General features: G+C 71.7%; 12 protein-coding genes. 8 read left to right on the top strand and 4 right to left on the bottom strand.

Annotated elements, in window-relative coordinates; all coding sequences use genetic code 11:
* Together AB0C29_RS15640 and AB0C29_RS15635 are read left to right on the top strand one after the other, a co-directional pair.
* A partial coding sequence (locus AB0C29_RS15640) for a GtrA family protein (protein ID WP_360820659.1) occupies positions 1 to 404 on the top strand: 404 nt, incomplete at its 5' end.
* A gap of 95 nt (positions 405 to 499) precedes the next feature.
* A complete protein-coding gene (locus AB0C29_RS15635; protein WP_360820657.1) occupies positions 500 to 799 on the top strand; it encodes a DUF3040 domain-containing protein in 300 nt (99 codons plus the stop codon).
* A gap of 18 nt (positions 800 to 817) precedes the next feature.
* Here AB0C29_RS15635 and AB0C29_RS15630 read toward each other — a convergent pair whose 3' ends face one another.
* The 4 genes from AB0C29_RS15630 to AB0C29_RS15615 form a co-directional block, all read right to left on the bottom strand.
* Positions 818 to 1,909: a DNA glycosylase AlkZ-like family protein gene (locus AB0C29_RS15630; RefSeq protein WP_360820655.1), complete on the bottom strand. Its 1,092-nt coding sequence runs from the start codon at positions 1,907 to 1,909 to the stop codon at positions 818 to 820.
* A gap of 12 nt (positions 1,910 to 1,921) precedes the next feature.
* On the bottom strand, positions 1,922 to 2,533 hold the full coding sequence (locus tag AB0C29_RS15625) for a GNAT family N-acetyltransferase (protein WP_360820653.1): 612 nt from the start codon (positions 2,531 to 2,533) through the stop codon (positions 1,922 to 1,924).
* Positions 2,534 to 2,603: 70 nt separating this feature from the next.
* Positions 2,604 to 3,401 (bottom strand): IclR family transcriptional regulator C-terminal domain-containing protein, encoded by a 798-nt coding sequence (locus AB0C29_RS15620; RefSeq protein WP_360820651.1) that lies wholly within the window; start codon positions 3,399 to 3,401, stop codon positions 2,604 to 2,606.
* 29 nt (positions 3,402 to 3,430) lie between these two features.
* The gene (locus AB0C29_RS15615; RefSeq protein ID WP_360820649.1) at positions 3,431 to 4,861 is read right to left on the bottom strand and encodes an amidohydrolase family protein; all 1,431 of its coding nucleotides are present in this window, start codon (positions 4,859 to 4,861) and stop codon (positions 3,431 to 3,433) included.
* A gap of 215 nt (positions 4,862 to 5,076) precedes the next feature.
* Between AB0C29_RS15615 and AB0C29_RS15610 the strand changes: the two genes are divergently transcribed.
* Genes AB0C29_RS15610 through AB0C29_RS15585 form a run of 6 tightly spaced genes read left to right on the top strand, consistent with a single transcriptional unit; the run spans position 5,077 to position 11,486 of the window.
* A complete protein-coding gene (locus AB0C29_RS15610; RefSeq protein ID WP_360820647.1) occupies positions 5,077 to 6,201 on the top strand; it encodes a CoA transferase in 1,125 nt (374 codons plus the stop codon).
* On the top strand, positions 6,183 to 6,962 hold the full coding sequence (locus tag AB0C29_RS15605) for a citryl-CoA lyase (protein WP_360820645.1): 780 nt from the start codon (positions 6,183 to 6,185) through the stop codon (positions 6,960 to 6,962). The genes AB0C29_RS15610 and AB0C29_RS15605 overlap by 19 nt, the downstream gene beginning before the upstream one ends.
* 9 nt (positions 6,963 to 6,971) lie before the next feature.
* Positions 6,972 to 7,835 (top strand): extradiol ring-cleavage dioxygenase, encoded by an 864-nt coding sequence (locus AB0C29_RS15600; protein ID WP_360820643.1) that lies wholly within the window; start codon positions 6,972 to 6,974, stop codon positions 7,833 to 7,835.
* Positions 7,832 to 8,191, top strand: a complete 360-nt coding sequence (locus tag AB0C29_RS15595; protein WP_360820641.1) for a hypothetical protein — start codon at positions 7,832 to 7,834, stop codon at positions 8,189 to 8,191. The genes AB0C29_RS15600 and AB0C29_RS15595 overlap by 4 nt, the downstream gene beginning before the upstream one ends.
* Positions 8,191 to 8,949, top strand: a complete 759-nt coding sequence (locus tag AB0C29_RS15590; RefSeq protein WP_360820639.1) for a zinc-binding dehydrogenase — start codon at positions 8,191 to 8,193, stop codon at positions 8,947 to 8,949. The genes AB0C29_RS15595 and AB0C29_RS15590 overlap by 1 nt, the downstream gene beginning before the upstream one ends.
* Positions 8,883 to 11,486 (top strand): ATP-binding protein, encoded by a 2,604-nt coding sequence (locus tag AB0C29_RS15585; RefSeq protein ID WP_360820637.1) that lies wholly within the window; start codon positions 8,883 to 8,885, stop codon positions 11,484 to 11,486. Before AB0C29_RS15590 ends, AB0C29_RS15585 begins: the two co-directional genes overlap by 67 nt.
* The last annotated feature ends 118 nt before the right edge of the window (positions 11,487 to 11,604 follow it).

Genomic DNA, 11,604 nt, shown 5'->3' with positions numbered 1-11,604 from the left:
CGCTGGCCTACCTGCTGCTCTACGCGCTGCTGCGCACCGGCGCCGGCCCGCAGGCGGCCAACCTGGTCGCGCTGCTGGTGACGGCGGTGGCGAACACGGCGGCCAACCGGCGGCTCACTTTCCGGGTACGCGGCCACGACGGCGCCTGGCGTCACCAGGCTCAAGGGCTGGTCGTCTTCGCCGTCGGGCTGGGCCTGACCAGTGGCTCGCTGGCGCTGCTGCACGCCGTCAGCGACCCACCGACCACGGTGGAACTGGGCGTGCTGGTGGCAGCCAACCTGGTCGCCACCGGGGTGCGTTTCCTGCTCATGCGGATCTGGGTCTTCCGCGCCGCGCAGACGATGCCGGCGACCCCGGCAACCGTCCATGAACCCGGCATGAACGCAAGTGCCCCGACTGTATGAATTTGATGACCGGCGGGTAACAATGGCAGGGATCGGGGTGGCCAACGGCCCCGGTCGATGTGCCTTTCAGTCCGGGCCCCGCCGGAGGTGGCGACATGCTCAGCAAGGAAGACAGCCGCAGGCTGGCGCAGCTGGAACGCCAGCTCCGCCGGGACGACCCGGACTTCTGCGCCCGGATGCGCGGCGACCTGCCCGCCCGCCGGCGCATGCCACTGTCGCTGGTGCTGACCGGCGTGGTGATCTGGGCCGCGGCCCTGACCCTGGCCGTCTTCGGCTGGTGGGGTGCGGCGGCGGTCGCAGCCGTCTGGGGCACGGTGATCGTGGCGGCGCTGGCCTACCGCTGCCGTCCCGGCCGCGACACAACCCACCCGGACCTGCCCCCATCCACCTGGTAGCCGCACCGACCACCAGGCTCAGCCGAAGCTGACCGTGGCCTCGGCCGCCTCCCGGGCCCGGGCCACCACGGCCGCCTCCTCCTCCACCGCCTTGCGCACCTTCGCCGAGAGCGCACCGAACGCCGTCACCGTCACATCGACGCGCTTCTTCCCGGCCATCTTCGCCCGCCACACCCCGGCAATCTCACCGTCCAACAGCAGCACGCCCGGGTTGCCCAGCAGCTTCCAGATCTCCTTCTGCTGCACCCGATCCGGCACCAGCACGTCCCGGTCGCGCGCCTGCAGCAACGGGTCCATCGCCGGCAGCAGGCGTACCCCCGGCACCGGCTCGGCCGCGGCCAGCTCCGCCACCGCCCCGCTCGGCAGCCAGGCCTTGCGGCCGTCGATCCGCACCTCGGCCAGGTCCTCGGGCCAGACCTTCTTCATCTCCGCGGTGGAGCTGCCCAGATATTTGCCCAGCTCCAGCGGCGTCGCCGGGCCCAGCAACCGCAGATAGGTCGTGATCAGCGCTTCGATCCCGGCGTTTTCCTTCGGCAGCGGCGGGGCGTCGCGGATCGGGCCGAGCGTCGCGTCCTTGCCGCGGGACTCGACCTGGACGCCGCCGGCCAGCCCGGAGTGCTGCCAGACGTTGCCGGCGATGTGCCGGGCCGCGCAGCTGCGGCAGTCGTAGGTCAGCTCCGCCGGCACCCGCGCGCTGACCTGGGTGCTGACCTCGCCGCGGGGCATCGAGGAGTGCACCACGTCGCGGAACGCCTGCGCGGTCACGGTGAACGCCTGGATGCCGAGCTTGCCGCCCTCGGGGATCTGCCCGCTCTTGATCCGGGCCGCCGCGTCGGCGTCGCTGACCGGCCAGAGTGCCTTGACCAGTGACTTGAGATCCTTGCGGCGGTGCAGGTGCGGGGCACCGCGGGCCGCCCACACCATCAGGAGGCGGTCGTCGGCGAGCTCGGCGTCGGTGCGGGCAGCCAGCGCCACCTGCACCGAGCCGGGCGTGTATTCCTGCACGCCGAGGTCGAGCACGGGCAGGTCACCGGGGCGCTTCCTGCCGCGCTCGGCGAGGCCCAGCGCGGCCACCCGGTAGGCCATCACCTGTCTGCGGTCCACGTCCATGGGAACCACCTTTCACCCGCGTCGACCGTAGCGCCGGGCTGCGACATTTCTCAGTCGTTCCAGCCGCGTGCCGCCGCCGGCCGAGACCAGTTCCCAGGTGTCGAGGCTGCTCGGGCCGTACGGGCCCTCCTGGAGGATGGGTGGTTCGCCGGTGAGCCGGTAGCCGCAGCGCCGGGCCACGGCACAGCTCGCCGTGTTGGCCGGGTCGATGCGCAGCACCAGGCGGCTCAGGCCGAGCGTGCTGCGGGCGTACCCGGAAAGCAGGGAGAGGGCGGTGGACGCCAGGCCGCGCCGGCGGTAGGCGGCGCCGATCAGGTAGCCCAGCTCGGCCTCCCGTACGCCGGCGTCGACGCCGAAGAGCAGCACCTCGCCGACCGGGCGGGTGCCGTCGACGGTGATCGCCAGCTGGATGCGCTGGCCGCTGGCCCGGCTCTGCCGGGCCCGTTTCAGGTACGCGACACCGGCTTCGAGGTCGAACGGGGACGGCATCGGCGTCCAGCGCGCGATCTCGGGCTCGTCGAGCAGCCGCACCAGATCGTCGAGGTCCTCGTCCCGCCATTCGCGCAGCGAGATGCCGTCTCCGGTGAGGGCGATCGGGTATGGCAGGCGGCCGGCGGTCGTCATGCGCCGATCCTGCCCGTAAGCGACCGGTTCCTGCCAGTAGGGGAGCCTTAAGAAAGCCGGGTCGCGCCCGTCAGCCCCGGACCACCATCGGCGCGGTATCCAGCAAAGACCAGTCGTGGCTTATGTCTGCGGCCGCATGCAGCAGCAACGGCAGATACTCGCCTGTCAACTTATCGACAGACGTCTCCGCCGCGTGCACGGTGACGTTGAGCGCGGCGACCACCTTGCCGTCGCCGTTGCGGACGCCGGCGGCGATCGACCGGATGCCCAGGGCGAGGTCCTGGTCGGCCAGCGCCCAGCCCTTGGCGCGCACCTCGCGCAGGGTGGCGTCCAGCGCCGCGCGGTCCGGCTGCGAGCGGGCGTTGATGCCGGACCGGCCCGGCTCCGCCAGCACCTTCTCCAGCTGGGCGGGATCCAGGGCGGCCAGCAGCACCTTGCCCATCGAGGTGGCGGCGGCCGGGAACCGGGTGCCGATCGACACGGCCAGCGTGACGATCTTGGGCACCGCGACCCGGGCCACGTACACGATGTCGGAGCCGTCGAGCTGGGCCATCGAGGTGGACTCGCCGGTCAGCGCGACCAGGCGTTCCATGTGCGGGCGGGCCACGTCCCACATGTCCAGCGAGTTCACGTACGCCATGCCGAGCTCGAGCACCCGCGGGGTCAGCGTGTATCCGCGCTCGACGGCCCGCACGTAGCCCAGCTCGGTGAGCGTCAGCAGGATCCGGCGCACAGTCGGCCGGGCCAGCCCGGTGTCGGCGGCGATCTCGCTCAGCGTCGACACCCGGCGGCCCGGCCGGAAGCTGCGCACCACGTCCAGCCCGCGGGCGAGGGCCTCGATGAAGTCAGGACCGGTCTCCCGTGCCATCGAGCCCCCTCCCGTGATGATCCGACCGGCTAATGCTTCCACTGCGCCGAGCCGGCGTCCCACTCGGTGTACTGGTACGGGTTCTCCCCCACCTTCGTCTCGGGCACGTCCGGGTTCATTCCGCGGGCCCAGGCCTCCTCGCCCAGCGTGGCCCGCAGGTACTCGACGGTCCGGCCGATCTTCTCCCGGGCGGCGGCCAGGTCGGCGCCGACCAGTTTGTGATCCCGCTTGACGATCCGGCCGTTGACCAGCACGGTGTGCACGTCGCCGCGCTGCGCCTGGAAGGCCACGTGGCCGTACGGGTTGAGGATCGGGAACATCGCCGGCGAGTCGTCGTTCTTGAGCAGCACCACGTCGGCCTTCTTGCCCGGTTCCAGGCTGCCGACGACCGAGTCCATCCCGAGGGCCTTGCTGCCGCCGCGGGTGGCCCAGTCGACGACCTGCTCGGCGCGCAGATGCAGGTGGGTCACTGTCTCGGCCTTCCGGTGGGCCTCCATGTGCTCCCGGGAGCGGTCCGCGCCCAGCGTGGTGCGCATCGCGGAGAACAGGTCGGCGCTCCACCAGACGCTGGTGTCCTGGGACAGCGACACCGGAATGCCGTGGTCGCGCAGGGCCCAGGTGGGCGGGTAGCCCTGCCCGGCGCTCTGCTCGCTCTCGGTGGCGACGGAGACCGAGCCGCCGGTGGCGGCGATCCGGTGGTACGAGTCCTGGTTGAGCGTCGCCGAGTGCACGTAGATGGTCTGCGGGGTCATGAAGCCGTGCTCGTGCATGAGCCGGATGCCGTCGTCGTTGGTCGCGCCCCAGACCCCGGCGTGCGTGGTGACGGGCACGCCCAGCTCGCGGGCCACCTCGAAGGCCGCCTTCTCCGGGAAGGCGGGGTCGCCGGTGACGTCGAACGCCATCTGGAAGCCGAGCATGTCGTCGCCCGAGGTGAACCGCCGGCTCACGAAGTCGCGGAACTCCGGAGTCGCGGACCACTGCCACGGGCCCTGCTGGATGTTGCCGTACGCGAGCACGAACCGCCCGGGCACCGCCTGCAGCGCGTCGACCGCGGCGTCCGCGTGCTCAACCGTCTGCAGGCCGTGCGACCAGTCCACGGTCGTCGTGACGCCCGCGTCGAGCGCTTCGAGGGCGGACAGCAGGTTGCCCGCGTGGATGTCCTCGGGGCGGAACAGCTTGCCGGATTCCAGGTAGTACCAGACGAAGTACTGGGTCAGGGTCCAGTCGGCGCCGTAGCCGCGCATCGCCGTCTGCCACATGTGCCGGTGGGTGTCGATCATGCCGGGCATCAGGATGCCGCCGGTCGCGTCGATCACCGTGGCGCCCTCGGGGGCGGTGAGCCCGACCCCCACCTCGGCGATGCGCTGATCGATCACCAGCACGTCGGCGTTCGGCAGCACGGTGTGCCGATCGTCCATCGTCAGCACGGTGCCGTTGCGGAACAGAACACTGTCGGTCATTCCCGGTCAACTCCCTCCGGACAAGCGTCCGTCTGACGGTCACTGCCTCGGCGCCAGTGTGTTGCGGCTCACCAGCAGTGTCAAGGGCATGTTTCGGAGCGGTGACAGTTGACAGTCCAGCGCCTGTGAGTCGAGACTTGCGATTGCGCGGACGCCTGTCCGCCTGACGGTCAGACCATGGAAAGCCTGGCGGTCAGACCTTGGAAAGGCGGCACATGGGACCCCTCAGCGGACTGCTCGTCGCGGACTTCTCCCGGATCCTCGCGGGTCCGTACGCGACCATGCTGCTCGCCGACCTCGGCGCCCAGGTGATCAAGGTCGAGGGCCCGGCCGGCGACGACACCCGCACCTGGATGCCCCCGGTGCGCGACGGCGTCTCGACGTACTACCTGGGCATCAACCGCAACAAGCGCTCGATCGCGCTGGACCTGAAGAAGCCCGAGGACCTCGACGTGGCCCAGCGTCTGGCCGGCCGGGCCGACGTGATGATCGAGAACTTCCGGCCGGGCGGGCTCAAGCGCTTCGGGCTGGACTACGACACGGTCGCGGCCGGCAACGAAAAGATCATCTACGCGTCGATCAGCGGCTTCGGCACCGGCGCGGGCGCCAACTACCCCGGCTACGACCTGATGGTGCAGGCGATCTCCGGACTCATGAGCCTGACCGGGGACCCCGACGGCTCGCCGTACCGGGCCGGCATCTCGGTCTTCGACGTGATGGCCGGGCTGCACGCGAGCATCGGCATCCTGGCCGCGCTGCACCACCGCGGGGCCACCGGCACCGGCCAGCACGTCGAGGTCAACCTGCTCTCCTCCGCGCTGTCCGGGCTGGTCAACCACTCCAGCGCGTACGTCGCCGGGGGCACGGTCCCGTTCCGGATGGGCAACGCGCACCCGAGCCTGTTCCCGTACGAGCCGCTGCCCACCGCCGACGGCGAGCTCATCGTCATCGCCGGCAACGACGGCCAGTTCCGCAAGCTGTGCCAGGTGCTCGACCTGGCCGACCTGCCGGACGACCCGCGCTTCGGGCGCAACCAGGACCGTACGGCCAACCGCGAGGAGTTGCGCCCGCTGCTGGTGGAACGGCTCAGCAAGCGCACCAAGGACGAGTGGTTCCGCGAACTGCTCGCGGCCGGGGTGCCCTGCGCGCCGATCAACACGATCGACGGCGGCGTGGCGTTCGCCGCGGAGCTGGGGCTGGACCCGGTGGTCGAGACCGGCGGGGTGCCCGGGGTCCGCAACCCGATCACGTTCTCCGGCACCCCGGCGAGCTACGAGCTGCCCCCGCCCGGGCTCGACGAACACGGTGAGGAGATTCGCGCGTGGCTGACGAAGGACTGAGGTTCCCGACCGCGATCGGCACCTCGGACGAGACCCAGATCCGGCTGCTCGGCCAGGATCTTGCCGCCGACCTGATGGGCAAGGTCGGTTTCGGCGAGCTGGCGTACTGGTTGGTGGCCGGTCGCCGGCCCACCCCGGGCGAGGTCCGGGTCTTCGAGACCGTGCTGGTCGCGCTGGCCGACCACGGTTTCACCCCGACCGCGATCGCCGCCCGCCTGACCTACCTGAGCGCCCCGGAGTCGTTGCAGGGCGCGCTGGCCGCGGGCCTGCTCGGTGGCGGCTCGCGCTTCCTGGGCGTGACCGAGGACTGTGGACGGTTCCTGGCCGGGGTGCTGGCCGACGGCGTACCGGAAGACGACGCGGGCTTCGACGCCCTCGCGCTGGCCGCTGTCACCGAAGCCCGCGCCGCAAAGAAGTTCGTGCCGGGGCTCGGGCATCCGGTGCACAAGAAGCAGGACCCGCGTACCCCTGTCCTGATCCGCATCGCGGAGGAGGAAGGCCTGCGCGGCCCGCACCTGCGCCTGTTCGAGGCCATCGGCCGGGTGCACCCGCAGGTGCTCAACCGCACCCTGCCGCTGAACGGGGCCGGCGTCTGCGGTGCGGCCCTGGCCGACCTGGGCCTGCCCGTGGATCTGCTGCGCGGCTTCGCGCTGCTGGCCCGCGCGGCCGGCCTGCTCGGCCACCTGGCCGAGGAACGCCGCAACCCGATCGGCATGGACGTCTATCTGACCGTCGACCGCAACGCCGTCTACGAGGATTAAGGAGCCGGCATGGCCACCGTCGTCGCGGTGATCGCCTCCACCCACCACCCCTTCTACTACAAGGCCAGTACGGCCACCGGCGAGGACCGCCCGCCGTTCGCGGACGAGTGGGTCCGCAAGATCACCGCGTTCCGCGAGACGCTGACCCGGGCCCGCCCGGACGTGCTGGTGATGGTCGGCTCCGACCACTTCCACCAGCTCTGGCTGGACAACATGCCGCAGTTCCTGGTGGGCAAGGCGCCGTTCTACGACGCCAACTTCTACAACGAGGAACGCGAGTTCGGCCTGCCGCGGATGCTGCTCAAGGGCAACGAGGACCTCTCCGCGCACATCCTGCGGGCCGGTCTCGACGAGGGCTTCGACCTGGCGTTCAGCAACGAGCTGCGGATCGACCACAGCATCACCTGCCCGATCATCACGCTGCGGCCCGAGGCCGACCTGCCGATCGTGCCGATCTACACCAACATCTTCGCGCCGCCGCTGCCCCAGCCGAAGCGCTTCGTGCAGCTCGGGCAGACGATCCGCGACATCGTCGAGTCGTGGCCCAGCCACCTGCGGGTCGCCGTGATCGGCACCGGTCACCTCTCCCTGGAGCTGGGCGGGCCGCGCCAGTTCGGGCCGCACGGGCCGGACCCCGACTTCGACCGCAAGGCCGTCGAGTGGATCGCCACCGGTGACCTGGAACGCTGCCTGGCCGAGGTGACCCTGGACAGCCTGCACTCCCCCGGTAACGCCACCCACGGCTTCATGGACTTCATGCTGATGATGGGCGTCGCCGGCGCCGGCCAGAAGGCCGACTATGTGGACAGTCTCGACCTGTTCCACACGATGGAGGCTTACTTCACCTGGTACCCGAACGGGGTGAACGCATGAGCAAGTACCTGCTCGACAAGTTCCTGTACTACGTCGACCGGGATCCCGAGCTGGTCGAACGGTACCGCGAGGACCCGCGGGGCACGGTGACGTGGTGGGAGATCGAGTGCGCGAACACCGTGCTGAACTGCCACGCCGGTGAGGCCAGCACCTGGCTGCGCTTCACCGACGAGGAACGCGAGGCGCTGGCGGCGCATGACCACGTCACGCTCTTCTCGCTCGGCGCGCACCCGTTCCTGACGCTGACCCTGTTCATCGCGATGTTCGAGCGCGACCATGGGCCGCTGGAATACCAGAAGGCGTTCGGGGCGCGGCTCGCGCACTTCGAGATGCCGTACCCGGACATCGCCACGTGATGCGGGCCGCGCTCCTGCACGCCTGCGGCGCGCCCCCGGAGGTCGGCGACCGGGCGGTGCCGGTGCCGGCCACGGACGAGATCCTGGTACGGGTCACCGCCGCGTCCATCACCCCGCTCGACCTGCTGTGCGCATCCGGTACGTCGTACTTCGGCGCACCGGCCACCCCGTACGTCCCGGGCGTGCAGGGGGTCGGCACCCGCGACGACGGCACCGCGGTCTGGTTCCCCACTACTGCGGGCATGCGCCCCGGTGACGGCAGCCTCGCCGAGTACGCAGCCGTGCGCGCCGCCGACACCGTGGAGCTGCCGGACGACGTCGACCACCGGCTGATCGCGGCGCTCGGACTGTCGGCGGTGGCCGCGCAGCTGGCCCTGACGTGGCGCGGTGAGCCGCAACCGGGCGAGCACGTGCTGGTGCTGGGCGCGGGCGGTGTGGTCGGGCAGGCCGCCGTACAGCTGGCCCTGCTGGCCGGGGCCGGCCGGGTGACCGCGGCCGCCCGTTCCCACGCCGCCCGGCAGCGGGCTGCGCGAGCGGGGGCGGCTGAGGTCGTACCGCTGAAGGACGGTGACGATGTCGCCCAGCTGGCGGCCCGGTTGAAGGCGGCCACGGACGGCCCGGTCGATCTCGTCCTGGATCCGCTGTTCGGGGTCCCCGGCTGCGGGACAACCTCGCGATCGACGAGCTGCAGGTGGCGGCCTATGCCGGTTATCCGCTGCACGCCCCCGACGGCACGGTGCTGGGCTCGTTCTGCGTGATCGACACCGTGCCCCGCGACTGGACGCCGCAGGAGCTGTCGATCGTGCAGACCCTGGCCACCGCGGCCGAGACGGAGATCGCGCTGCGGACCGCGAACCGGGACCTGCGGCTGGCCACCGAGCGCATGAGCCGGGTGTTGGACACCGCGCACGACGCGTTCGTGTCCACCGACGCCGACGGCGTGATCCTGGCCTGGAACACTGCGGCGGCCACGCTCTTCGGCCACCCGGCGGCCGAGGCCATCGGCCGGCCGGTCGGCGAGCTGATCCTGCCGGCCCGCTTCCGGGCCGCGCACGAGGCCGGACTGCGACGGGTACGCGACACCGGCGTGTCGATCCTGTCCGGGCAGCGCCTCGAACTGGCAGCCGTGGACCGTTCCGGCCGCGAGTTCCCGATCGAGATGACACTCCAGGTCGTGGCCGAGGACACCCTGGTCTGCCACGCGTTCCTGCACGACATCACCGACCGCAAGGCAGCCGGGCAACGCGCCGACGACGACCGGACGTTCCTGCACACGCTGCTCGACAGCCTCGACACCGGGGTGGCCGCCTGCGACGCCGAGGGGCGGCTCGTGCTGCGCAACAGCGCCCTGCGCGCGCTGTACGAGCCGGGCGAGGAACCCGCGGAGGTCGCCTCACTCACCGCGGCGGGCCGGCTCTACGACCCGGACGGCCGGCGCCCGCTGGAACCGGACGAGGTGCCGCTGGCCCGGGCGTACGCCGGTGAGCACGTCGACGGGCAGGACGTGACAGTCCGGGCCGCCGACGGCCGGCGACGCCGTTTCGTGGCCAACGCCCGCCCGATCACCACCGCCGACGGCCGGCACCTGGGCGCGGTCGCCGCCCTGCACGACGTCACCGACCAGCACCGGGCCGCGACACTGCAGCAGACCCAGCACGCCGTGGCCCGCGCCCTGGCCGACGCCACCACCGCCGAGCAGGCCGCCACCGGCACCGTGGCCGCCATCGCCACCGCGCTCGGCTGGACCTGCGGCGAGTTCTGGCGCACCGACGACGCCACCGGCCTGATCAGCCGGGTCGGCCACTGGACCGAGCCGGGGCATCCGCTGCCGGCGGTGACCAACGACAAGCCGTTCGTCCTGCCCCGGGGCACCGGACTGGCCGGGATCGTCTGGGAGACCGGCGCGGAGCTGTGGGTGCCGGAGCTCGCCGACGATCCCCGTACGGCGGTGCGCCGCGACGAGGCCCGCGCCGCCGGTCTGCGTACCGCCATGGGTCTGCCCGTCCGCAGCGACGACCGCATCCTCGGCGTCCTGCTGTTCCTGAGCACCACGGTCGAGAAACCCGACGCGGACCTGCTGACCATGCTCGACGGCGTCTGCGCCCACCTGGGCCGGCACCTGGAACGCCGCCGCGCCGAGGAACTCACCCAGGTCCTGGCGGCCACCCAGCGCGCCTTCGACCGGGTCGTGGCCCAGGTCAACGACTACGTGTGGACCTACGCCATCGACGACGGCCGGCCCGTCGTCGTCTACGCCAGCCCGGACAGCCACGGCATCCTGGGTGCGCAGCTGCCGGCGGGCACCGACATCGCCAAGACCATGGCCGAGAACGTGCACCCGGACGACATGCCGGCCCTGGCCCGGCTGCGCGACAAGGTCTTCGGCGGCGAACCGGCGGACGCGGAGGTCCGCCTGCTCGGCCTGGACGGCGTCACCCGCTGGGTGTGGATCCGTTCGGTGCCCCGCCCCGAAGGCGGCCGGCTGTACATCGACGGCATCGCGACCGACGTGACCGCCCGCCGCGAACTGACCGACCGCCGCGAGCAGGTCCTGCACGACCAGCAGCAGCAGAACCGCCGGCTGCGCGAACTCGACCGGCTCAAGGACGAACTGGTCGCCCTGGTCAGCCACGAACTCCGGAACCCGCTGGCGACGATCCGCGGCTACACGGAGATGCTCCTCGACGACGCCGGCCTCACCGGCGACCACCGCCACCTGGCCTCGGTGATCGACAAGCACAGCGCCCACATGCAGGGCCTGGTCGACGACCTGCTGGACACGGCTCGGATCGACGCCGGCCAGCTGAAACTGGAACCGCGCCCGCTGTCGCTGATCCGGCTGGTGGTCGACAGCGTGGACGCCCGCCGCCCGGACGCGACGGCCAAGGACATCTCGATCGAGGTGGACGTGGCCCGGCACCTGCCCGCCCACGCCGACCCGGTACGCCTCCGCCAGGTCCTCGACAACCTGATCTCGAACGCGGTGAAATACACCCCGCAGGGCGGCACGGTGACCCTGACCGGCCGCCACGACGACGCGACCGCGACGACGACGCTACGGGTCACCGACACGGGCATCGGCATCCCGGCGGAGCAACGGCCGCACTTGTTCGACCGGTTCTTCCGGGCGTCGAACGCGGTGTCGCAGGGGATCAAGGGCACCGGGCTGGGGCTGGCGATCAGCAAGGCGATCATCGACGCCCACCATGGCGGGCTGACGGCGGAGCCGGCCGGCCCGGACGGCGGCACTACCTTCACGGTGACCGTTCCGAGCTGCCCACCGCCCGAGCGCTGATCCGGCTGAGCGCGGGCCGCGCCGCGACGGGCTCACCGACGCTGGCCACGTAAGCGCGGCCCACCCCCGGCCGCTCAAGCCGGCCCACCCCGGCCGCTCAAGCCGGCCCACCCCGGCC

Source organism: Actinoplanes sp. NPDC048791 (genome assembly GCF_040650095.1).
Taxonomy (GTDB): domain Bacteria; phylum Actinomycetota; class Actinomycetes; order Mycobacteriales; family Micromonosporaceae; genus Actinoplanes.
Note: the sequence above shows the minus strand (reverse complement) of the source record. Positions and strands in the feature narration are given on the sequence as shown.